The organism is Fontivita pretiosa, assembly GCF_050410795.1.
Taxonomy (GTDB): domain Bacteria; phylum Planctomycetota; class Phycisphaerae; order Tepidisphaerales; family Tepidisphaeraceae; genus Fontivita; species Fontivita pretiosa.
In genome coordinates, this window is record NZ_CP191258.1 from 105,783 (window position 1) to 128,465 (window position 22,683).

Consider the following 22,683-nt stretch of genomic DNA (forward strand, 5'->3'; position numbering starts at 1 on the left):
CCGACTATAATCCGCCTACGGACGGTCCTTGATCGAGGATTACCTGCAACACCATGACCGGTTGCTGATGCTGTCCGTCGGCTATACGAGCGGTTGGGGCGAGTTTCAGTTTCACCAACGGCGCGTCTTCACAGCTTCGCGATTTTGCCGAGAAGTGTTGCGACAAGACGGCCAAGCAGGGGTCCTGGGGCAGTGGGTTTCGCAACCGCCGTGAAGTCGTCCGTCGGATTCTGTCGCAGGTCGGCCTGTCACGCAATTTAATGAACCACGGAATTCACCGGGAGCCGTTCGTCGTTCTATTGAGGTATCCTGATTTAGTGCCTCGAACAGCTCACCGACTATGGGCAATTCGAGCGCCTGTGCCATGACCTGATGGCGCTGGACGGGTATCGTAACATAGAACCGCTGGGGGGAAGCAAGGACAAGGGCCGCGATGCCATCCACGTCGATGCATCAAACGGCACGGTCGCCATCTTCGCCTACAGTGTTCGCGAAGACTGGCGAGACAAGCTCGGCGAAGACAGCGAAAAGATTTGCAAAAACGGTCACACCTGCCAGCGGCTGGTGTTCTTGTGCACCGCCGCATTCACGGCCTCAGAACGTGACGCGGCCGTAGATCACATCCGGAAGACATACGGCTGGACGCTCGAGCTGTACGGCTTGGAGCGTCTGCGCACCATGCTCACGACGACGCATCGGCAACTGGTCGCGCGGCATCCGCAGATCTTCTGTCCGCCGTTTTTCCCGGTCGCCGGCGGACTTTCTCTTGCCTACTCCCCTGACCATCTCGTCATCGATCATGTCGATGCCGACGCCGCGCTGGCCCATTGGCTGGCCCGCCGGCTCACCCTTGCCGGTTATCACGTCTGGTGTCGCGGGCTTGCACCGCTTGCAGGTAGCTCCGTCACCGAAACGGTTCGTGGCCTGCTTACTAACCGGGCCTTTCGGTATATCTGCATCCTCAGCCTCGAGTCACTCGCGGACCCGGACTTCACTGCCCGCCGCAGTATCGCCCAGGCGGTCGGTTCGCAGCGCGGGGAGGGACTTGTGCTGCCCGCGCTCGCGAAAGCGATTGATAGCAGCTCCCTGGACCAGGAGACGCGGCGTCTTACGGCAGCCCACTTCACTCAGGGCTGGGCCGCCGGGTTGAAGGAGATCGAAGAGGTTTTGGCAGCCGCGAATTGCCCTCGAAAGCCCGACGGCGCGCGGGATCTGGCAATCCGCTCGTATTTCCCGCCCGACATCGTGCTTGCGGAGCCAGAAGTTCTTGCGTCAAACCTTTTCCGCGTGATCGAGTTTCCGCAAGCAATTCTGCGTTTCTACTCCAACAAACCCATTGCTGACGAAGCGTCACCGGATCTCTCTCGATGGGCATACCGGGAAATCAGTCCGACTCATGTTCTCAGTTTCCATCATCCGCCCATCGAATTGGCGCGTAATCTTGACATCGTTCCCAAAGGCGGTGCCGTCTGGAATACGGTGTCGGAACTGGACGGAGTTCGGATTGACCATCTGATAAAGGAGCTTCTCAAGAAGGCGCTCTACGCCGAATGCCGACGGCGGGGCCTGCTGTATTGCGAAGACCGCGACCTCGTTTACTTCCCCTTCGGTCTGCTCAAGAACGACAATCTTTCCTTCCGGAGGCTGGACGGCCAGGCTACCCATTTTCGCGTTGCCGGTGAGCGCACTCACGGCAAGGGGGAACGCGCCCACAAGTTCCGATACCACATTGCGCCAGTGTTTGTCCCGAAGGAATCGGCAGCGGGTGGCTACGAGATCATCGTCCGCATCCGGCTCAGACTGACCGATACGGAGGGCAAGCTCTTTTCTGGCCGGACTGCCAACGCCCGCCGAAAGAAGATTTGCAAGAGTTGGTGGAACGAGGAGTGGCTCGCCCGGACGATGGGCGTGATGCAGTTCCTGGCCAACGGCGGCGACCGCATCGTCATCGGGAATGTGAACAGCGAGAAGATTGTTGTCGATTCGCAATCCAGAACATGGCAAATCCCCGTCCGACTCAATGAGGAGGCGCTGGCCGATGCCATCGCCATCAGACAAGAGGAGGAAGCGCACCTCCGGGACGAGGAGGAAGACGAAGATGACAATGACTGACGTCGCGCACGGAATCGAGCAAGTGCTCTACCTCGACGAACCCGGCTTGCAGTTCGCGTCAGCGCAGCACGCCTTCGATCCCCATGACGGACTCGCCATGTTCGGCCCGTTTTCTCAGGGGCAGCCTTCGCATCCACAGACACCGGCCTACATGGTCATCGGAGCGCCGCAAGGCGTTCGCGCCATGCGAGGCTGGTCGGAGGCGATGAACCAGTCCTTTGCCGTCCCAGAAGTACGGAAGCATCGGCTCTGGCCGCCCTATCCGGGATTTGAGGTGGCGTTCGGCAGCCGATGGTCCCCAGAACCAGCGGCCTACTACGAACTCGACCAGACCAAGCTTCTCGAAGCCTCCCGCAAGCGCGACAGCCACGACCGATGCTTTGCAGTCGTCGAGCAGTTCATGGAGGCGTTCGAGAAGGCGCGGAAGCAGGACGTAAAGATTGCCGTGGCGATCTGTGTGGTGCCGGACGAGGTAAGAACGAATTGCCGCACCGAATCCCGCGTCTCCGACGCGACCGATGTCGGCATTTCCCGCGAGCAGAAGAAGTCACGCAAGCGGGGACAAATGGAACTGTTCGAGACATTTGATCCTGAACAGTACAAGCTCTCCCCAGACTTTCGCCGGCAACTCAAGGCACGCACCATGCGGTATGACATCCCCCTCCAGATCATTCAGGAATCGACACTCCGCCTCTCGGACACCGCCGAATTCGGCGAACGGCGTCTCACGCGGCTTTCCGATAGGATGTGGAACCTCGGCACGGCGCTTTACTACAAGAGCGGCGGCAAGCCGTGGAAGCTCAATACGGCGCGGGAGGGCGTCTGTTACGTCGGCATCGCTTTCCGGAGAGCCAGCGACAGCCCGAAGACGGCTTGCTGCGCCGCCCAGATGTTCCTCGACTCAGGTGACGGTATCGTGTTCCTCGGAGAGTACGGCCCCTGGTACTCGCCGGACAACAACCAGTTCCACCTGAGCCACTCGGCGGCGAAGCAACTGCTGGAGGGCGTGCTGAAAACCTATTCGGACCTGGATGGACGTCCTCTGAAAGAAGTATTCCTTCACTGCCGCTCCTCGATCAGCAAGGACGAATTCGCCGGCTATCAGGAGGCTTGCCCCACGGGCTGCAAAATCGTCGGCATTCGTGTGCGGAGTGATGGGTACGGCCCTCGTCTCTTCCGCGACAGCAAGATGCCGGTGATTCGGGGCACCTTCCTCAAGACGAGTGAACGCTCCGGACTTCTCTATGCCGCCGGCTTCAAACCGAGGATCGCAACGTATGACGGATGGGAAACACCGGTTCCGCTTCGCATCGACATCCAGCACGGAGAAGCGCCCATCGAACTGGTCGCATGCGACATTCTGGGGCTGACCAAGCTCAACTACAACGCCTGCAAGCTTGGCGACAGTCAGCCAGTGACGGTCGGGTTCTCGGACGCCGTGGGCGAGATCCTGATTTCCAACCCCACAGTCACGGATCGTCGGCCGAACTTCAAGTTCTACATTTGAGGGACGATTGACAGGCGGTCCCTCGAACTCCACGAAACACCGCGCGATCCGCAGAGCTTTCCGCACCGCGACCTGCAAGAGTTCCCATTCATGGCGGTAGGTCCCGTTCGCCGCTGGCGTTCTCCGGCAAGCCGCTGTTCTTCACGGCGTTCACTGATCCCGATGAGTTCGTGAGATTCAATAAGCTGATAGCTCCTGGAGCCTGATAGCTTCTGGAGCCTGAGCAATCACACCACGCGGTACCGGCGTTCGGCCAAGGGTCCAATCTGGCCGCCGGGGCATTGGCGGCGGATCTCAGGGCTTGGGCGGTGCGGCTTGTGATTCGGCAGCGGGTGGGAGGGACACGCCGCCGCGTCGGATCACCAGCACGCTGTTCTTGCTCCCGAAGGCGATGCAGTTGCACACGGCCACGTCCACCTCTTGGGCTCGCGCCACGTTCGGGATGTAGTCCAGGTCGCAGCTCGGATCCGGATCATCCAGATTGATCGTCGGGTGCAGCAGCCCGTGCCTCATGTTCAGCACCGTCGCCGCCAGCCCCGCGGCCCCGCAGGCGCCCTGCGGATGCCCGATCATCGACTTGGTCGAGCTCATCGGAATCCGTTCTGCGCGGCGGCCGAAGCACTTGTGCATCGCCGCCGTTTCCATGCGGTCGTTCAGCTCCGTGCTGGTGCCGTGAAGGTTCACGTAGCCCACTTCATCCTTGGCCAGCCCCGCATCAGCCAGCGCCAGCTCAATGGCTCGCACCGGCTCATCGAGCTGCGGGGCGATCTGCACGCGATGATACGCATCGCACGTCGATCCATACCCGGCCACCTCTGCAAGCACGTCGGCTCCGCGATTCATGGCATGCTCGCAATCCTCCAGCAGGAACATCCACGCGCCTTCGCCCAGGACAAAGCCGTCGCGGTCTTTGGAGAACGGTCGCGACGCCTTTGTGGGATCGTCCCATCGCCGGGTCGAGACGACCTTCATCTTCTCGAACGCGGTGAAGATTCCCGCCGAGACAGGCGCATCGGCTCCGCCGCAGAGCATCATCGGCACCACGCCGGCGCGAATGAGCATCGTCGCATAGCCGATCGCGTCGGTGCTGCTGGCGCAGCCGGTGGAGATCACGTGGGAAGGCCCGCGAAGGCGCAGGGCGATGGAAAGGTCGCTGGAGAGGTTGCCGTGCGTGCCGGCGGTGATCGAGAACAGCGATCCGGTTCCCTCGGTGAAGTAGGTTCGATATTGCTCCTCGACGAATGCCAGTCCCCCGCCGCCGGTGCCCAGGGCCACGCCAATTTCCCGCTGCTGCTGAATGTCATCAGGATCGATGTTGAGTCGGGCGGACTGGATGGCCTGGCGCGACGCCGCCATCGCCAGGTGAACCACTCGCGGCGCGCGACGGACATCCACCGCATCCATCACCGTGAGCGGATCGAAATCGATGACCTGGGCCGCGACGGACGATTTGATTCGCGAGGTATCGATTCCCGCAATCCACCGCAACCCGCTGCGTCCCTGGGCGCACGCCGACGCGAACGCTTCAGCTCCCATGCCATTGGGACTGACCGCCCCGATGCCGGTGATGACCACCCGCCCGCGGCCGCGGCGGCCTGAGTGGATAGCGCTGAAAGGAATTGGATCGCTGTGCACTCAAGCGAATATTAGATTCACAATCTGCACTCCGTCACCTTGTGCTCTGCCACTTCTCGTTTCGCTTTGCATCCGCTGGATTGGTGCTCGATCGACTGCGCACACACCTGCGCCTTCGCCCTGCACTCCGCAGACGGCAGCACTGCGGGCTGTGGGGGGTGACACAAGCTCGCCTGTATGTCGGGGGCACGGCACTTGGGCGGGCGGCTCTACCCCTGCTCCACCGACGGTGAGCGCGACAGGACCGGTTCGGTGGGGGCGGCCTTGTGAGCCGAAGCCGGGGCCTCGCGCAGATCCTGCACGCCAGCCCCGCCTCGCCGAGCGTGAGCGCTGCCTTGGCGGTGCAGCAGATGCCGAATGCCCGCCTGGGCATCCAGGGCCAGGCTCATCAACGTCGGCGTGAGGAACAGCGTGAACACCGTGCTCAGCAGCAGCCCGCCGATCACCACTGCGCCAAGCCCGCGATACAGTTCCGAGCCGGCCCCACCCAGCAACACCAGCGGCGCCATCCCGGCCACCGACGTGATCACGCTCATGAAGATCGGGCGAACACGCGTCTGTGTGCTCAGGGCGATGGCGTGCTGGCGGTCCAGACCTTCGCGCAGGTAGTTCAGCGCCTGGTGCACGATCAGGATGGGGTTGTTCACAATCGTGCCGATGAGGATGACGAAGCCGAGCATCGTCAGCACGTCAAGCTGAATGTCGGGCTGATACTCGTGCATGAGTCGCAGCCCCAGGAACCCGCCCACCAGCGCGAACGGCACGCTCATGATGATGACGAACGGGTGCAGCCAGCTCTCGAACAGCGCCGCCAGCAGCAGGTACGTAATCACCGCCGCCAGCACAAAACCGGGGATGAACGCGCGCATGAACTGGCTGAGCTTGGCGGCCGAGCCGGAGGTGCGGATGTTGATCTCCGGCGGGATCAGTCCCTGCTGTCGGGCCGGCTCGATCACTCCCTGCCAGATGGAATCCTCGACCTGCTGGACGGTCTGATTCTGCTGGACGGGGACCGAAAGCGTAACTGCGGGAAGCTCTTCGATGCGTCGGATGCGTTGCGGGGCGTCGGTCTGGACGAAATCCGCCACCTGCGAAAGCGGCATGACCCACCCGCTGCGCCCCGCCAGCGGCAGATCGCGCAGCGCTTCCACGCCGCGATCCGCCGGCCGCTGCGCCATGATGGTCAGATCGATCGACTTGGCGCCTTCACGATAGTCGCCGATGACTTCACCATCGACGGCGATCTGTGTGGCCCGGCGGATGGTGGAGGTGGTGATCCCCGCCGATGCGGCGCGGATCCGATCGGGCAGCACGCGGGTCTCCTGCCGCCCCAGCGCGAAGTTCTGCGGGTTGGGCACCGGGAAGGTGCCGAGATTGCCCATGATCATACCCTGCACGATCGCCGCGGCGCTGCGGACGGTCTCGATCTGCTCGCCGGAGAGGTTCACGTCCACCGTCGTGCCAAAGCTGTCACCCAGGTCGAAGATCGTCGCCTGCTGCGCCACCCCGAAAGTCCCGGGGATGCCCTGCGTCGCCTGCTGGAAAAGGTACGCCAGCGATCCCACGTTCTCCGGGTCATTGCTCGTGGCGCCCATGAACACCATCCCCTGGAAGACGACAAAGAAGAAGTTGTCGATGCCCGCGGGCGGCGGAGAATTGCGCAGGCGTTCCAGCTCCTTTCTGGTCTGCGCCGTGGCGGCGGCGATCTCCTGCGGGGGCTTGTTCTGCGCGGCCAGCATTTGCTCCATCCCCGCAAGCTGCTGCTGCATCATGGGGACCATCACCTGGTCCCGCGCCTGCTTCCAGGCGTCCTGAAGTTGCTTGAGCTGGTCCGACCCCGGCTTTGCTTCCCACCACGGGCGAAGCGCGCGCTCGACGTGATACGCCATCTGCCGGTATTCCTCGACGGCGTACCCTGGCGGTGTCAGCACAAACGCGAAGATGAGATTCTGATTGCCCGAGGGCAGATAGGTTCGCGGCGGAATGAGCAGCGCACTGGCAACGACGGCGGCGCCGATCATCGCCACCACCAGCACCACCCGCCGCACCAGGCCGTGTGTCAGCCACAGCACCAGCGCGTAGAACGCGTGTGAAAGCCGTGCGCCGGCGCGGGAGATCGGCCGGGTGAGCCGTCCCAGCAGCGTCTGCGTCGGCTCTTCGGACACCTGCTCTCCCTTTTCGACGAACCCGCCGGGCATCTTGCGGAGGAACAGTGTCGCCAGCACGGGAATCACCGTGGGACTGACCGCCATGTACAGCAGCAGCGAGATGCTGATCGCGATGGAGATGTCCTTGAAGAGCTGTCCGGCTTCTTCGCGGATGAACACGACGGGCAGGAAGACGGCGATGTTGGCCAGCGTGGCAGCGACGATCGCGCCCCAGACTTCCTGGGCGCCATCGATGGCGGCGCGAAGGCGGTCCTTGCCCATCTCCCGGTGGCGGAAGATGTTCTCCAGCACCACAATCGTATTGTCCACGCCCATGCCGATCGCGAAGCTCAGCCCCGCCATGCTGATCACGTTCAGGTTTCGCCCGGTCAGCGCCATGCCCAGGAACGTGCCGATCACACTGATGGGGATCGAGATGCACACGACCAGCGTCGCCCCGACGCTGCGCAGCGTCAAAAACAGCACCACCGCCGCCAGCGCCGCACCCAGCAGCAGGTCGTCGGCCGCCTGCGTCACCGCCCGATCGACGTACACCGTCTGATCGTAAACCTGATTCAGCTCCAGGCACCACCCCTTTGGACCGAGAATTTCGCGGTTGACCTTCTCGATCTGCCGCTTGAGGTTCTGCATGACCGTCAGCACGTTCGTGCCGGTCTCGCGCTTGGCGTTCAGGGCCATCACGTCCTGGCCCTCGGAGCGCACGAACGACACCTGTCGCTTGAAGCCGATGCCCACGTCGGCGACGTCACGCACATAGACCGGCGCCCCGGCGGCGGTCCAGCCGACGACCGTGTTGCGGATCTGCTCGGGGTCGTCGTACTGGCCCATGGCGCGGATGGAGATGTCGCGCTTGCCCAGCGGGATCGCGCCGGCGCTGACGTTGAGATTCTCCTGTCGCAGCGCCTCGACGAACTGATCGACGCTGATCCCGCGCGCCGCCAGCTTCTGCATGTCCACCCGCACCTGCATCTCGCGCTCGCGCCCGCCCAGCACCTGCACCGACTCCACTCCCTCGCCACGCTCCAGCTCCGGCTTGACGAAATCCTCCAGAAATGTCTGAAGCTCCGTCACATCCCCGTTGAACCCCGGCCCGGGCTTCACGTTGGCCGGGTCATTGTTCAGCGGACGGACCAGCATCCAGGCGATCCAGTCGCGCGAGCTGCTGTCCACCGATTCGATATTCGGGCGATCGACCTGCGGCGGATACTCCGGCACCTGGCTGAGCTTGTCGCGCACCTCGTTCAGCGCCGCCTGCTTATCGACGCCGACGAAGAACTCCAGCCGCACCGATCCTTCGCCCTCGAACGCCTCGCTGGTCATCTGCCGCAGTCCGCTGAGCGTCTTAAGCACCTCCTCCTGTTCCTGGAGGATTTCCTGCTCAATTTCCTGCGGGCTGGCGCCGAACCAGCGCGTGGTGACCGAAATCACCGGCTGATCGACGTTGGGAGTAAGCTGCACCGGCACGCGCAACAGCCCGATCATCCCGAAGATGACCACGAGCAGAACCACCACCGCGACGGCGACGGGTTGACGGATGCAGCGTTCGACGAACGACATAATCGATTTTCGATTCTTGATTTTCGACTTTTGATCTGTCCCGGCCGGATCACGATGCCGACACTCAAATCACAAATCGCAAATCAAAAATGGCAAATCCTATTGCTGGTTCATCACCATCAATGGCGCGCCGGGCATCAGGCCTTCGTTCCCCCGGATCACGACAACATCATTGTCCAGAAGCTCTGCTGAGACGGCGATCTTCTCGCCCAGGCCCGATCCCAGGATCACCGGCACGATCGTGGCCTTGTTGTCGCGCGCCACGACCACGTGCGATCGGGGGCCCTGGGAAATCACCGCGTCCCGTGGCACCAGAAACACCGGCTTGTCTGATCTGGTGACGATCACCGCCCGCGCGAAAAAGCCGGGACGAATCAGATACTGCGGATTGGGCAGAAGGATCTTCACGCGAAATGTGCGGCTGGCCGGGTCGGCCTCGGGCAGAATCTGCTCGACCTTGCCGCTGAACGACTGGCCATTGAGCGCGTCGATCGTGACGCTGGCCTCATCGCCCTCCGTCAGCCGCGCCACCAGATATTCCGGAACATTCACCTGAACAAACAGCGGGTCCAGTCGCACCAGATCGGCCACGGCATCGCCTTTTTCGATCCACTGGCCGACTTCGACGTATCGTCTGGCGACGACGGCGTCGAACGGCGCGCGGGTCGTGCCCTTGCGGACCATCAGTTCCAGGCGCTGAAGCTCGGCGCGCCTGGCGGCCAGGCTGGCGGCACGCGAGTTGACCAGCGCGGCGGCCATCTCGCTTCGCGCCAGCGTGTCGCGGTATTCCTTTTCCGGCGCCACCTGCGTCTGATAGAGCTGCGTCACCCGCGCCGCCTCGCGCTGCGCGTTGGCCAAATCCGCCTTCGCCCAGGCCAGCTCGGCTTCCAGCGAATGAGCCTGCGCCTCGGCCGCCTGTCGCTCGATCTCCAGAAGGTCGGTGTTGACGCGCGCCAGACGCTGATCCTTCTGAACGCGCTGTCCGTCATCGAAGGTTCTTTCAGCAACCAGACCCTCCTGCTCGGCGGCGACGGTGCTGCGCATCACCGGCTCGACCGACGCCACCAGCGGCTGCGTCAGCTCGATGCTGCGCTTCTCGACGGGCGCGACCAGGACCTGTTGCGGCCCCATCTGCCCCGCCGCCGCGGATGAGAACACGATCGCGAGGATGGCCGAGAGGCACAGCTTTGCGTGACGCATGGGTTGGATGCTAGGCACTGCAAAAAGACGCCGTCAATCCGATGGATTTTTCGTGATCGCTCGCACGAGAGGCGGATCGCCGATCACTTGCGCCACCAGATCGAATGCATCGATGCGCGCCGCGAAGTCGATGTCCGCATCGAGCCCGACGCTGCGTATGTTCTGCCCGCCCAACGTGTTTCGGAGCACCTCGGCGAGGCGGTCGCGGCTGTCACGGAACAGTCGAATCGCCTGCCTCGCCGTGTTTGATGAATGTTCAACAATTCCAAACTGCTCCAGCGCGCTCGCCACGGCGCCGGCGCCGATCAGATCTTCAACCGCCGGCTGCCCGTTCGTCCCGGCACAAAGCAGCGTCACGTCTGGAGACTCGCGCACAAGCGCCCGCGCCGTCGCGGTGGCGTTGACCAGGCCGGCGACGAACAACCTCGCCGCGCCGCGCGCCGCGACGATCGCACGCGTTCCGTTGGTCGTGCTCAGGAAAATCGTCCGACCGCCAACCCGATCCGCCGTAAATTGTCCAGGACTGTTGCCCAGATCGAACCCGTCAGGCGGCAGGCACCGCTGCTCGCCGCACAGCAGCTTTGGCCCGTCGAAGCAACGGGCGGCATTTCGGGCCGCCTCGAGCGAGTCGAACACCCGCACCTCCCGCGCCCCCGCGGCCAGCGCCGAGACGATCGTCGTTGTCGCCCGCAGCACATCAAACACGACCACCGCGCGCTCAGCGATGTGTTGCGGTTGCAGCTCTGTCGGCAACGGCACAACGTCGACTCGGATCATCCTGGCAATGTATCACGCCTCTGGCGCGCGTGGTACGATCCTGGTCCGTGATACAGGCGATGCACAAGACTGTCGTCATTAACGCGGTGGGTCTCACGCCGAAGCTGTTGGAGCGGATGGCGAATCTGCGCCGTTTCGCCGCCGCGACTCGCGTCGCGACGATCGGGCACGTTCTGCCCGCCGTCACGTGCAGCGTGCAGACGACATATCTGACCGGCACGCTGCCACGCGAGCATGGGATCGTCGGCAACGGCTGGTACTTTCGCGATACCTGCGAGGTGCGTTTCTGGCACCAGAGCGACAAGCTCGTGCAGCGACCGCGCATCTGGGACATCGCGCGGCAGCGAGATCCATCCTTTACCTGCGCCAACCTCTTCTGGTGGTATGCGATGTACTCCACCTGCGACGTGACGATCACGCCGCGACCCATGTATCCCGCCGATGGACGAAAGATCCCGGATCTGTGGACTCATCCGGCCTGGGTGCGATCCTGGCAGCAGCACATCCTGCCGCAGTTTCCGCTTTTCCGGTTCTGGGGCCCGGCTGCGTCGATCGAATCGACGCGCTGGATCGCGGACGCTGCCATCGAAGTGGATGTCCAGTTCAACCCGACGCTCAGCCTGATCTATCTGCCGCATCTCGATTACGGGCTACAGAGATTCGGTCCCGACGATCCCCGCATTGACAGCCAGGCCAATGAGCTCGACGTGGTGATCTGCGAGCTGATCGATCATTTCCAGAAGACCGCGCGCGCCCGCGTCATCATTCTGAGCGAATACGGCATCGCGCCGGTAAGCCGCCCGGTCCACCTCAACCGCGTCTTGCGGCAGCACAAGCTGCTGACGGTGCGAAGCGAATTGCAGCGCGAGCTGCTCGACGCCGGCGCCAGCGCCGCGTTCGCCGTGGCCGACCATCAGGTGGCCCACGTTTACGTGAACGATCACGCGAGATTGCAGGAGGTGCGACAGGTTCTGTGTGCCACGCCGGGCGTCGCGGAGGTGCTCGACCGCGATGCGCAGCGCGGCGTCGGGCTGGATCACCCGCGCAGTGGCGAGTTCGTTGTCGTGGCCGAACCGGGGGCCTGGTTCACCTACTACTACTGGCTGGAGGATGATCGTGCGCCGGATTTCGCGCGGACGGTGGACATCCATCGCAAGCCGGGATACGACCCTGTCGAGCTGTTCATCGATCCAAAGCTGCCGGCGCCGAAGCTGAAGATCGCCTGGACGCTGCTGAAGCGCAAGCTCGGTTTTCGCTCGCTGCTGGAGGTAATCCCGCTGGACGCGACGCTGGTTCGCGGCTCGCACGGCCGGCCGCCGGCAGATCCAAGTGTCGGGCCGATGCTCATCAGCTCCGAGCCTTTGCTGCTCGCGACCAATTCCCTCGTCGCCACCGATGTGCGCGACGTGATCCTGCGTCACGTGTTCGACTGAGAGAGCTTCAGCGCGCCGTTGCCGTCACGGCAGATCCGCTGCTGGCGCAACAGCGCCTCGATCTGTTCTTCGATGTCCTCCGCGATCCGCCTGCCGGTACGACCGAAGCCCAGAAATCTGGCCGTGCGCTGCACGAGCGCCTCGGCCGACATGCCGAATTCCTTCTCCAGCACGGTCAGGATCGCCTGCCGGATGTCCTGGGGTCCGATCGAATCGGGATCGAACCGGCGCTGGTGCCGTCGCCGCGGCGATGAGCCAGCCAAAGCCCGCTCGTCGCCGTCCGCATCTTCCGGGCGGTCGCCTGCATCGGCCGCCACAATCGCCGCCGCTGTCGGGGCAGATCGATCATTCCGCACCGCAGGCGCGGCCGGCGGCTGGTCGCGAAGCCTGGTCAACTGATCGTGCAGATCTTGGATGATCTGATCACGACGGCGGAACCAGTCGGCGGACCAGATCCGCTGAATCTTCCATCCCAGCCGCTCCAGCACTTCCTGCCGCAGGCGGTCGCGGTCGCGCGCCGTCGGCGAACTGTGATACGTGGCACCGTCGCACTCGATCCCCAGCAGGTATCGCCCGGGTTGGTTCGGATCCACCACCGCCAGATCGATCGCAAAACCGGCGCACCCAACCTGCGCATGCACCGTCCAGCCGCGGTCACGCAGCGCCCGGCACACCTCGGCCTCGAACGGCGAGTCATGATCCGCTCCTGGCGGGGCAAGATCGATCAAGCATCCATGCTCGGCGGCATAAAGGTACTCTTTCAACGCCACCACTCCGGGTGCCTGGGTCTTGCTCAGATCGATGTCATCGCTGCGGATGGAGCTGAACACCACGCATCGCCGCCGCGCTCGCGTCACCAGCACGTTCAGCCGTCGCCAGCCCCCGTCGGCATTCAGCGCTCCGAAATTCGCGGTCATATGGCCATTGAGGTCCTTGCCATATCCAATGCTGATGAAGATCACGTCCCGCTCGTCGCCCTGGATGTTCTCCAGGTTCTTGACGAAAAACGGCTCCTGCTCATGGGCAGCGAAAAACTGCTCAACGCGATCGTCCGGCTCGTGTCGGCGGAGACGTTCGATCTCATCCTCGATGGCGCGCTGCTGGGGCAGGTTCAAGGTTCCGACGCCCAGCGACAGCTCGGGATGTTCAATCGCATGCTGGATTACGGCGCGGGCGACGAGCTGCGCCTCGCGGGGGTTGTGCCGCCCGGTTCCGCGGTAATACACGCCGTCCGGAACAAAACGAAACGCCAGCCCCAGTTCCGAGCAGTCCGTGTGCGGGCTTGGGAAGACCCGCAACTGGTCGTCGTAGAACTTGTGATTGGAGAAGCTGATGAGACTGGCGTGCTGGGATCGGTAATGCCATCGCAACATCGAGTGGTTGCAGGTCGGCAGGCGCACCACGCCCAGCGAGAGGATGCTTTCCAGGTCCCCCGCCTGGGCCGGGGCGGATTCCTCCTCGTCGTCGGCGGAGTCGTCCAGGTCCAGTTTGGTGAAAAACGCCGTGGGAGGAAGCTGCCGCTCATCGCCGACGAGGATCAGTTGTCTGCCGCGCGCGATGGCGCCATAGGCGTCGGCGGGTTCGACCTGGCTGGCCTCGTCGAAGATGACCACGTCGAACTCGATCCCGCCGGGCGCAAGGTACTGTGCCACCGACAGCGGACTCATCATGAAGCACGGTTTGATGGCCTTGATCACGTCGCCCGCCACCGACAACAGCTTGCGCAGCGGCATGTGCCGGGCCTTTTTGCGGATTTCGGCCTGGACGATGCCGAGCATCGATTGCCGGTGCGCGGCGTGGTCAAAGTCGGGTCGTTTTTCGGCCACCAGGGCGCTCAGCCGCGCGCGGCTGGCCTGGAGCCACTCGATATCCAGCCTGCGGAATCGCTCGACAAGCCGCTCGTGATCCTGGCCGCGAAAACTTCGCAGCGCCGGAAGCTGTGCAAAGGCCGCATCCAGCCACGTGCGATAGAAGTGTCGTTCAAAACAGGCGGCCAGATGTCCCGCTGTCACTGCGCGATCGCTTCCCAATGCCCACTGCGTGAACGGCTTGAACTTCGGATCGCTGCATTCGGCGCAGCTCAGGCGAAGATCGACCCAGTCCTGAAGCAGATCGATCTGCCCCGGCAATGATTCGATGCGTTTGTGCAATTCTGTCAGATCCGCCTGGGCGAGGGGCTGCCTCAGCCACGTCTGCTCGTCGCTGCGCACGACGCTCAGCCAATGCTTCATGTCATCGCCAAGCCGCTGTAGATCCTGCCGGACCTGCACGACGGCCTGGCGGAGGTCATCGCGGCGATCGCTGCCCAGAATTCGTTGCGCGACATCGAGCTGGATTCGAGACGCGAGGATGGCCTGCCGCACCGCCGGCAGGGTCTCGGCAAGCCGCCCCAGGTGTTGAAAATCGCCATCGATGCCGCGCCAGGCGTCACCGAACTGCGGCGCATACTGCGCCTGAAGCGATTCGATGCGATGCCGCAGCCTTGCGCTGCTCACCAGCGCCTCCAGCAAGGCGATCTGCTCCTGCAGCGGCGGAAGTCTGCTCGGATCCAGAAGCTTATTGCGGATCAGTGCAGTATCCCGCCGCCAGGAGGGCCGCAGAATCCGCAGGATAGAACCACCATGCAGGCGTCGGCGCTGAAGGACTTGTGTCCAGTCCATCACTTCGGCGTCGGGCTGAAATGCTTCTGCCCAGCGCGCTTTGTGGCTGGCTCGCTCGATACCGTCGGCAAGCCACTGTTTCAGCTCCGCAGTCGGGCGATCCCAGCGTTCGTCGCCAACCAGCCCGGGCGCGATCACTGGCGCATCGACCAGAAGGACTGCGTCGTTCAGAAGTGTCTGGACTTGCGCCACGGTCTTCGGTTCGCTCGCGCCCAGGCACAACGCGAGCGCGCGCGCCGATTCCAGCAGCTTCAACGGCGAAGCCGCAAGCGCCCTGGCCGCCGCGAGAACCTGCTGGCGGGTGTGCAGATCCACGTTGTCCAGGCGAACGCCGCGCCAGGGATGATGGCTTGGATCTCCCGTCCGCGTCAGTCGGTCGTCGAGCCGCGCGAGCTTCTCGCGGGCGTCGCTCAGATCCTGAGCTGTCCAGTTGAACACGTCCGCGAGCTGCGCCTGGGCTTCGGGTTCGCCCGCCAGCGCGGTCGCCCGGCCGATCACCTGAAACGGGCTGAGGCTCAGCCTGCTGATGGGCGTATGCAATTGCCGGCGATATTCGTTGAGCTGCCGGCGGACGCGCTCCAGCTCGGCCGCATCGACGTCCCTGACTCGCGGCCTGTCGCGCCGGTCCAGCACGCGCCGCAGCTCTTCCAGCACGGCTTTCTTGCTGGCCTTGCGGCTGTGCAGCTCGAGCACGAAATCGCCCAGACCGACGTTCTCCAACCGGCGCTTCACGACCTCCAGGGCCGCGGACTTTTCCGCGACGAACAGAACGCTTCGGCCTTCGGAGAGGCACTCGGCGATGATGTTGGTGATTGTCTGGCTCTTGCCAGTGCCGGGCGGGCCATGGATGACGATGCTGCCGCCGCGTTTGGCCGCCAGGATCGCCGCCTGCTGGCTCGAATCCGCATCCACCACCTGATAGCAGTCGTTGGGACGCACTGTCTCGTCCAGACACGCCGGATCGGGGATCGGCTCGCCAAGCTCGGCCGTGTCAATCGATTCGCCGCTGAACAGTCGGATCAGCGGGTGATGCGCAAGCTGCTTCTCCGCCGGCCAGTTCTTCGGATCCAGGTCCCGGTACATCAGCAGCTTCGAGAAGCTGAACAGCCCCAGGTTGATCTGCGGCTCGTAGCTCCAGCCGGGCATTTGCGTGAGGCTCTGGCAGATCTGCTGCTGGTATTGCTCCAGATCCGCATCCTCGGCCTCGGGGTCGAACGCCGGCAGTTCGAACTTGAATTGCCTGCGACACAGTTCCAGCAGGCACGGATTGACCAGGATGTCATCGTCAAACAGCGCCAGGCTGTGGCGAGTCTGCACGTTGGGGCGCGACAGCGAGACGGGAATGAACAGAAGCGGTGCAGCACAGGTGTCCTGCGGCGATGCATCCGATTCGCGCCACTTCACCACGCCCAGCGTCAGGTACAGGATGTTGGCCCCCTGCTCCTGAAGGCTGCTGTTTGCCTCGCGCGCCAGCTTCAGCAGACGTGTTTGAAGCTTGGGGCCGGGCAACAGCGTCTGAAGGCAGCGGTCTGCCTGCGGACCCCCGCGGGCGTGGCCCCTTGCGATCGGCGGCAGCGAAAGCTCGTCTTCCTGATCCAGACTCGGTGCTGACTGCTGAGTATGCAGACGCGCCGGGATCTGGCGATCCGGATCGTCCTCCGGCGGAAGCCGACCAGCCAGTTCCGGCGGCGCTTCCTCGCGCGCCAGAAACTGCATGGTCTTCTGCTGATTGACCAGGACATCGAAGACCTGAGCCGGCCGCTCTTCGACGATGCGCAGCGTTCGTTGCCCGCGCGGGCGGTGATTCAGCAGCCGGTTGGCCCGGGTCAGATCCAGCAGCCGCCGGCGCGTCTGCTCCAGCTTCTGTGCGATTTCATCCGTGTCCTGACTCACGACCGGTATGCCCTCCAACACAGTGCGAGTTGCCGGTGACGAATGCGTTTGCGGAGATTGTACCGCAACGGAGCTATTGCTGCGGGTTCTGATCGATGGGTGATGGGCGCTGTGGCTGGGGGAACGATTCTGCGGGACGCTGTCCGCCGTAGGCGGGCGGTTGCGACTCCTGCCCGCCGCTGCCCCGCTGCGACTCGATCTGACGTTCGTCCCTGCCCCGGATCAGCAGCCGGATCGGAACCTGCCCGAAGGGCAACAGCTCTCGAAACCGGTTCACGATGAAGCGCTGATAGTTGGCATCGAACAGCTCGGGATTGTTCACAAACAGCACGATGGTGGGCGGGGCCACGTCCACCTGCGTCGCATACAGGATCTTGGGCCTCTGCCCGCGCGGCGTGCTGGGCATCCGCTGCTCGAAGATCTGTTTGATGACCGCGTTCAGCCGCCCGGTGCCGATCCGCTGATTGGCCTGCTTGAACAGATGCTGCGCCATGTCCAGCGCCGCCTGCACGTTCTTGCCTTCGGTGGCGGTGACAAACGCCACCGGCGCGAAGCTCAGGTGCGGCATCTCCGTGTGCAGGTACTGCTCGAACTCCTGCATCAGTTTCTCATCGCTGATGTTCTCCTCGGGCGTGCCGGCGCGGATCTGCCGCGCCTTGGCGAGCGACAGGTCCCACTTGTTCACCACCAGCAGCACCGGCTTGTACTGCTCGGCGATGTACTGGCTGAGCTTGCGGTCCGGCTCGCTGAGCGGTTCGGTGCCGTCGATGAGCATCATGACCACATCGGCCCGGCGGATGGAGCGCTGGGCGCGGTGGAAGCTGTAGAACTCCAGGTCGTGCGTGACCATCTGCCGCTTCTTGCGCACGCCTGCGGTGTCGATCACGACCAGCGTCTTGCCGTCCTTCTCAAAGCGCACATCGATGCTGTCGCGGGTGGTTCCGGGCACCTCCGATACGATCACGCGTTGTGGATCGTCCTCATAGAGCCTGGCGATGGCGTTGACCAGCGTGCTCTTGCCGGCGTTGCGCTTGCCGACGATCGCGACCAGAAGCTGCGGCTCGGGAAGCTGCGCAGGCGCCTTGTCCAGGTCGATGTTGGCGGCGATGGCCTGCACAAGCTGGTCGATGTTCCGGGCATTCAACGCCGAAACGCCGATCGGCGTGCCGAAGCCCAGTCGGGCGAACTCCGCCAGCGACACGTCGGCGCGCGGGCTGTCGGCCTTGTTGGCCACCAGCAGCGTCTTGACCCCCCTTTTGCGCAGCAGCCGGGCGATTTCCTCATCGGCGGCGGTGAGCCCGTCGGCGGCATCGACGACGAACAGGACCAGGTCAGCGCGGGACATGGCGATCTCGATCTGCTGCTGGATGTGCTCGGTAAGCGCATCCGGATCGACGAACCCGTACCCCCCGGTGTCCACCAGCTCGACCCATTTGCCTGCGATCTGGATCGGTGCGCTGACGCGGTCCCGCGTCACGCCGGGCACATCCTGCACGATGCTGATCCGCCGCCCCGCCAGCGCGTTCAACAGGCTGGACTTGCCGACGTTTGGCCGGCCGACGATCGCGATGGTGGGCATTCGGTTGGGCATGGCAAACCAAGTTTATGATGTTCGGTCTGAGATTAAATTCACAATGTTGCAATTGTCACGGGTTGTTTGGCACAATTCTCTCAGTCGTGCAGGTGGACAAATCAAGTAATGATTTGGGGGGTCGAGCACATAACACAAGGACTTTCGCCCACAGGAGCTGTCTCATGCCGACCGTTCAGGACGTCCTTGCCGCCAAGGGTAGCACCACCGTTCACTCGACCAGTCCTCAGGCAACGGTACTCCAGGCTGTACAGAAGATGAACCAGCACAAGCTCGGAGCGCTGGTGGTCATGGAGGATGCCCAGGTCGTGGGCATCTTCACCGAACGCGACGTGCTGACCCGCGTCGTAGGCGCCGGGCGGGATCCGGCAACCACGCGCATCGCCGAGGTCATGACCCGCGAGGTTATCTGCTGTCCGCCGGATACCGACCTGGACGAAGTCAGCGCCATCATGAAACAGCGGCGAATTCGCCACCTGCCCGTCTGCGATCGGGACGGGCAACTCCACGGCATGGTTTCGATCGGCGACGTCAACGCATATTACGCTTCGAATCAGGAGGCGACGATCACCTTCCTGAACGACTACATCTTCGGACGGGCGTAGGATCAGGCAGTCAGCGGCTCGGCTTGCGGGGCGAGGCAACCTGCTCGCGTGCGCCGAATCGTCCGCCATGTACCGACATGATGCCCCGGATGCCAGCGGAGTGGTTGTCCTCCGCGGCGCCGGCCATGTCGCGGGCGGACAAACTCATTGCATGCGCGTCAACTCGCCCCGCAAGCCGGGCCGCCGAACCCGTCTGTACCTCTTGGATTTGCTCGTTGTTCCCGAGCTTCAGCCGATCGGCTCTCGGATCAGTAATGCAAGCCGCTGCCCCGCTGGTGAGTAAAGGCCATCCCCTGGCGAAGCATCTGTCCTGCGGTTACGCGGGCGATGAAAAGCTCGTGGTCCCCGCCGAACTCGTGCGTGCTCAGCAGCACGCAGTCGAGAAACGCCAGTGCATCGGCCAGGATCGGCACGCCGCTGGGCGCGGGGCGGGTGCTGATGCCCGCGAACGGGTCCTCGCCCGGCTTCAACCTGGCGTAATGCTTCATCAGCGACCGGTCTTCGTCGGGCAGGATCGACAGGGCCAGTCGTCCGCTGTCGCGAATGAGCTGGGCAATCGGTCGACCCCTGGCGATCGCCACTGACACTGCCGGCGGCTTGAAGCTGGCCTGCTGAACCCACGACGCCAGCATCGCCCCCACCGCCGGGCCGTGTTTGGCCGTCAGCACGAAAACGCCGCTGGGCACCCGGCCCAGCGCCTTGCCAATCGCCTGTTCATCCGTTTTGCTCTGGTCCATTGCGTGGTTTTGTAGCCGAAGCGCTGCGTTGCTGCTACGGTAAAGCTCATGTCCGATCCGCAATGCCCGCCATCGCCGCAGTGGCTGCAATGTCCGGCCTGCGGGAGCGTGATCGATGTCGGAAGCGCATCGTCATCCGCCGTTTCGGCGGGGTTCATTACCTGTCCGCACTGCCGGGCCGACCTGTTGCTTCCCGATCCGCAGCAGCCATCATCGACACAGACGGAAACGCCCCAGGAGCTGGAACCGGCTCCGATCACGCTCGGCGGCGAGCTTGATGCCTTGCGTATCCAGCGGCTGGCCGCGATGCGCCGCGCCACCTATCGCAGCCGATCCTACGCGCTGATTGCCGCCGGCGGCTGCGCGGTTGCGGGCGTGCAGCTTGCCGTGACGGCCGTGCGACAACTGCTTGCCGCCGGCTGGGGGACGCGAGCGGCGGCGTACGCTCTGCTGGCCATACTGGCCGGGTGCGCGGCCGTCTACTTCTGGCTGCGTGCTGTACAATTGTCCGCGGAGATTCGGCGGTCCATCTCTCAGCAACCAACCACCCCGCCCGATTTCTCCACCCTCGGCGATGGTTCGACCTGAACCTTTCACAGCCCGGCCTACGGGTTGACATCCACCGGCGCCCACTTGGCGTCGGCACGCCAGACGCGCCGGCGATGCGGATGGCTGTCCAGCGACAGCCGGTCCACCTGGCGAGGCTCGATGATCAGCACCTCGAACGCCTGCGGCGGCGGAACATCCGCCGACACCGCCTGGGCAAACACGTCATCCGTCGAGCGGGCGATTCCCGGTGTCGGCCAGAAGAACATCGCCCGCGCCTGATCGTTCAACTCTCGCCAGAGCTGGCGTCGAAGTGTCTCGTCTTCGGCAAAGGCGACAATCTTTGCTTCGCCACTGATGCGAAACTGTGTCTGCTGCGAGGGCAACCAGAACACCGCCTCCACACGCCTTTCGCCACGAAGCTGCGCAGCCTTTTCCGTCCGCGCGTCGGTGGCCACGTACAAACGCCCCTCTTCGTCGATGCGCCGGCAAACCACCATCCGCGCGTGTGGCGCCCCGCTGCGATCCACCGTCGCCAGCACCATCAGCTTTGGCGAATCACCGAATTCACGCCTTACCGAATTGCCAAGCTCGTCCAGCCACTGCATAGACTTTTCCCATTATGCTTCGCCGGCGAGCTTGGCGAAAGTGCCGCGACTGGCCTTATGATTCGATTCCAACATGACGGCCAAACGCATAGACGTTCACTGCCACCTGATCCCCGGCGTCGATGATGGTTGTCCCACCCTGGAAGAGTCGATCCAGTGTGCCCGCATGCTCGTGGCCGCCGGATACTCCCACTGCTTCTGCACGCCACACGTCTGGCCCACCGATCAGCGGCAGACACGCCAGTCGCTGGTGCAGTGGACCGCTCAGCTCCAGGATCAGCTTGCGGCGATGGGCATCCCCCTGGCGCTTCTGCCCGGAGCAGAACTCAACCTTCATCCCGCCGTCACGCACACACCGCCACAGCGGATCATCAGCATGGCCCTGGCCGATCGGTACATCCTGGTGGACATGTGGGCCGACCGGTTGCCGGAATTTTTCGCTCCGGCGGTCAAGTGGCTCCAGAACATGGGGCTGACGGTGATCCTGGCGCATCCCGAGCGGATGCGGGCAGTGCAGCTCGATCCAACCCTGGCCCGGCGATTCGCGGACATGGGCCTGCTGCTTCAGGGCAATCTTCAGTGCTTTGCCGATCATCCCGACGCCGACACCCGACGTATCGCCGAACAGTACCTGCTCGAAGGCCGCTATTTCCTGCTCGGCAGCGACACGCACAACGTCCAAGGGCTGCACACACGGCTTCAGGGGCTGAACAACGCGATCGCGCTGGCCGGCCCGCAGCTCATCGATCGCCTGACCTGCGAAAATCCCCGCAAACTCCTGCCCGAGAGTGCCGGATAATTCGCCCTGCCAGGGGCGTCGGCGGCCGCGCAGTTTGACCCCTCACTTCGCAGCGTACACCCGCAGCGGCGACGGAACGTCGATCACCCCATGTTTGGCCGCCAGCTCGTGAAACCGCGCAATCGCGCGAAGCTGCAACGGGCCAATGTCGTATTTGAGATACTCCGTGAGATACTGCCGCGCCAAATGCGGCGGCCATCCCCGCGGCACCGCGTCGCGATGGATGATCTGCTCGACGTGCTCGCGCCCCGCGCGCCTGGCCTGCTCAAGGCGCGTCGGCAAATCGCCCAGCTCCACCCCCGCTCGCGCCATCCACACCGCGAAGACAAACGGCAGCCCCGTGAGCTGCTTCCATTCATCTCCCAGATCGTACTGATGCTCGAACCCCGCCGGCTCCTCGCACACCACCTTGTCGCCGATCAGCAATCGCGCCTCGTCATCCCGGCCACAGGCACGTGCCAGATCGACAAACTCCGGCCGCAGGCCGTATCGCTCGGCCAGAATGATCCGCGCCAGCGCCACGGAGGTGTGGCTGTCCGGGTCGCAGGCCAGCGTCCGCACCTGCTCGATTGGTCGGCGACAGAAGATGCGCACCGTCAGCGTGTGCCCGTCACAGCCGATGCCGCCGCTGGGCACGATCCGCAGCCCCGCCAGTCGCTGGTAATCGATCGACGGCAGCAGCGCCACCTCGGCCGTGCCGTCGCGCAGATGCTCGATGAGCCTGGCCGGCACATCCAGAAGCAGCTCGATGCCCGGATCCTGCTCCAGCCCCCAGATCAGCGGCCGGGAGTTCAGATAGCTCACACACGCCACGCGCAGCCGCCTGGACCGGTCGTGGTTCCTCGCTTCGCGCAC

General features: G+C 63.9%; 16 protein-coding genes and 1 pseudogene. 8 read left to right on the top strand and 9 right to left on the bottom strand.

Annotated elements, in window-relative coordinates; all coding sequences use genetic code 11:
* Positions 1–83 precede the first annotated feature (83 nt).
* The 4 genes and pseudogenes from ACQS5P_RS00440 (at position 84) to ACQS5P_RS00455 (ending at position 3,619) form a co-directional block, all read left to right on the top strand.
* Positions 84–368 (top strand): Druantia anti-phage system protein DruA, encoded by a 285-nt coding sequence (locus ACQS5P_RS00440; RefSeq protein WP_428940975.1) that lies wholly within the window; start codon positions 84–86, stop codon positions 366–368.
* Positions 355–459, top strand: a pseudogene (locus ACQS5P_RS00445) (hypothetical protein); the annotation flags it as partial. The gene ACQS5P_RS00440 and the pseudogene ACQS5P_RS00445, both read left to right, overlap by 14 nt.
* A gap of 105 nt (positions 460–564) precedes the next feature.
* Entirely contained in the window at positions 565–2,112 is a 1,548-nt protein-coding gene (locus tag ACQS5P_RS00450) for a TIR domain-containing protein (protein ID WP_428940976.1), read from the top strand.
* Positions 2,099–3,619, top strand: a complete 1,521-nt coding sequence (locus ACQS5P_RS00455; RefSeq protein ID WP_428938936.1) for a hypothetical protein — start codon at positions 2,099–2,101, stop codon at positions 3,617–3,619. Before ACQS5P_RS00450 ends, ACQS5P_RS00455 begins: the two co-directional genes overlap by 14 nt.
* Positions 3,620–3,913: 294 nt before the next feature.
* Here the strand turns inward: ACQS5P_RS00455 and ACQS5P_RS00460 are convergent, their stop codons facing one another.
* The 4 genes from ACQS5P_RS00460 to ACQS5P_RS00475 form a co-directional block, all read right to left on the bottom strand.
* Positions 3,914–5,254: a beta-ketoacyl-[acyl-carrier-protein] synthase family protein gene (locus tag ACQS5P_RS00460; RefSeq protein ID WP_428938937.1), complete on the bottom strand. Its 1,341-nt coding sequence runs from the start codon at positions 5,252–5,254 to the stop codon at positions 3,914–3,916.
* A gap of 209 nt (positions 5,255–5,463) precedes the next feature.
* A complete protein-coding gene (locus ACQS5P_RS00465) occupies positions 5,464–8,979 on the bottom strand; it encodes an efflux RND transporter permease subunit (protein ID WP_428938938.1) in 3,516 nt (1,171 codons plus the stop codon).
* Positions 8,980–9,078: 99 nt separating this feature from the next.
* Positions 9,079–10,179, bottom strand: a complete 1,101-nt coding sequence (locus ACQS5P_RS00470; protein WP_428938939.1) for an efflux RND transporter periplasmic adaptor subunit — start codon at positions 10,177–10,179, stop codon at positions 9,079–9,081.
* A gap of 33 nt (positions 10,180–10,212) precedes the next feature.
* Positions 10,213–10,956, bottom strand: coding sequence for a 2-phosphosulfolactate phosphatase (locus ACQS5P_RS00475; RefSeq protein ID WP_428938940.1), 744 nt, complete (start codon positions 10,954–10,956; stop codon positions 10,213–10,215).
* A 59-nt stretch (positions 10,957–11,015) separates the two neighbouring features.
* Between ACQS5P_RS00475 and ACQS5P_RS00480 the strand changes: the two genes are divergently transcribed.
* Entirely contained in the window at positions 11,016–12,389 is a 1,374-nt protein-coding gene (locus ACQS5P_RS00480) for an alkaline phosphatase family protein (RefSeq protein WP_428938941.1), read from the top strand.
* Here the strand turns inward: ACQS5P_RS00480 and ACQS5P_RS00485 are convergent.
* Together ACQS5P_RS00485 and der are read right to left on the bottom strand one after the other, a co-directional pair.
* Positions 12,374–16,942 (bottom strand): DUF4011 domain-containing protein, encoded by a 4,569-nt coding sequence (locus ACQS5P_RS00485; protein ID WP_428938942.1) that lies wholly within the window; start codon positions 16,940–16,942, stop codon positions 12,374–12,376. The genes ACQS5P_RS00480 and ACQS5P_RS00485 overlap by 16 nt on opposite strands.
* Before the next feature lie 73 nt (positions 16,943–17,015).
* Positions 17,016–18,533 carry a ribosome biogenesis GTPase Der gene (gene der, locus ACQS5P_RS00490; protein WP_428938943.1) on the bottom strand — a complete coding sequence of 506 codons (1,518 nt, stop codon included), beginning with the start codon at positions 18,531–18,533 and terminating at the stop codon, positions 17,016–17,018.
* A 164-nt stretch (positions 18,534–18,697) separates the two neighbouring features.
* Here der and ACQS5P_RS00495 point away from each other — a divergent pair, with 164 nt between their 5' ends.
* The gene (locus tag ACQS5P_RS00495; RefSeq protein ID WP_428938944.1) at positions 18,698–19,138 is read left to right on the top strand and encodes a CBS domain-containing protein; all 441 of its coding nucleotides are present in this window, start codon (positions 18,698–18,700) and stop codon (positions 19,136–19,138) included.
* A 248-nt stretch (positions 19,139–19,386) separates the two neighbouring features.
* On the opposite strand, the gene ACQS5P_RS00500 is transcribed toward ACQS5P_RS00495, so the two are convergent.
* Positions 19,387–19,875, bottom strand: coding sequence for a flavin reductase family protein (locus ACQS5P_RS00500; protein ID WP_428938945.1), 489 nt, complete (start codon positions 19,873–19,875; stop codon positions 19,387–19,389).
* 48 nt (positions 19,876–19,923) lie between these two features.
* Here ACQS5P_RS00500 and ACQS5P_RS00505 point away from each other — a divergent pair, with 48 nt between their 5' ends.
* Entirely contained in the window at positions 19,924–20,463 is a 540-nt protein-coding gene (locus ACQS5P_RS00505; RefSeq protein ID WP_428938946.1) for a hypothetical protein, read from the top strand.
* A 17-nt stretch (positions 20,464–20,480) separates the two neighbouring features.
* On the opposite strand, the gene ACQS5P_RS00510 is transcribed toward ACQS5P_RS00505, so the two are convergent.
* On the bottom strand, positions 20,481–21,029 hold the full coding sequence (locus ACQS5P_RS00510; protein WP_428938947.1) for a pyridoxamine 5'-phosphate oxidase family protein: 549 nt from the start codon (positions 21,027–21,029) through the stop codon (positions 20,481–20,483).
* Positions 21,030–21,102: 73 nt separating this feature from the next.
* Between ACQS5P_RS00510 and ACQS5P_RS00515 the strand changes: the two genes are divergently transcribed.
* Positions 21,103–21,828 carry a tyrosine-protein phosphatase gene (locus ACQS5P_RS00515; protein WP_428938948.1) on the top strand — a complete coding sequence of 242 codons (726 nt, stop codon included), beginning with the start codon at positions 21,103–21,105 and terminating at the stop codon, positions 21,826–21,828.
* A 42-nt stretch (positions 21,829–21,870) separates the two neighbouring features.
* On the opposite strand, the gene ACQS5P_RS00520 is transcribed toward ACQS5P_RS00515, so the two are convergent.
* The gene (locus ACQS5P_RS00520) at positions 21,871–22,683 is read right to left on the bottom strand and encodes a menaquinone biosynthetic enzyme MqnA/MqnD family protein (RefSeq protein ID WP_428938949.1); all 813 of its coding nucleotides are present in this window, start codon (positions 22,681–22,683) and stop codon (positions 21,871–21,873) included.

What these genes read in the sequence shown, in the direction of transcription:
- ACQS5P_RS00455 (WP_428938936.1), top strand. Translation starts at nt 2,099, where the DNA reads ATGACAATGACTGACGTCGCGCACGGAATCGAGCAAGTGCTCTACCTC.
- ACQS5P_RS00465 (WP_428938938.1), bottom strand. Translation starts at nt 8,979, where the DNA reads ATGTCGTTCGTCGAACGCTGCATCCGTCAACCCGTCGCCGTCGCGGTG.
- ACQS5P_RS00470 (WP_428938939.1), bottom strand. Translation starts at nt 10,179, where the DNA reads ATGCGTCACGCAAAGCTGTGCCTCTCGGCCATCCTCGCGATCGTGTTC.
- ACQS5P_RS00475 (WP_428938940.1), bottom strand. Translation starts at nt 10,956, where the DNA reads ATGATCCGAGTCGACGTTGTGCCGTTGCCGACAGAGCTGCAACCGCAA.
- ACQS5P_RS00480 (WP_428938941.1), top strand. Translation starts at nt 11,016, where the DNA reads ATGCACAAGACTGTCGTCATTAACGCGGTGGGTCTCACGCCGAAGCTG.
- der (WP_428938943.1), bottom strand. Translation starts at nt 18,533, where the DNA reads ATGCCCAACCGAATGCCCACCATCGCGATCGTCGGCCGGCCAAACGTC.
- ACQS5P_RS00495 (WP_428938944.1), top strand. Translation starts at nt 18,698, where the DNA reads ATGCCGACCGTTCAGGACGTCCTTGCCGCCAAGGGTAGCACCACCGTT.
- ACQS5P_RS00500 (WP_428938945.1), bottom strand. Translation starts at nt 19,875, where the DNA reads ATGGACCAGAGCAAAACGGATGAACAGGCGATTGGCAAGGCGCTGGGC.
- ACQS5P_RS00505 (WP_428938946.1), top strand. Translation starts at nt 19,924, where the DNA reads ATGTCCGATCCGCAATGCCCGCCATCGCCGCAGTGGCTGCAATGTCCG.
- ACQS5P_RS00510 (WP_428938947.1), bottom strand. Translation starts at nt 21,029, where the DNA reads ATGCAGTGGCTGGACGAGCTTGGCAATTCGGTAAGGCGTGAATTCGGT.
- ACQS5P_RS00515 (WP_428938948.1), top strand. Translation starts at nt 21,103, where the DNA reads ATGACGGCCAAACGCATAGACGTTCACTGCCACCTGATCCCCGGCGTC.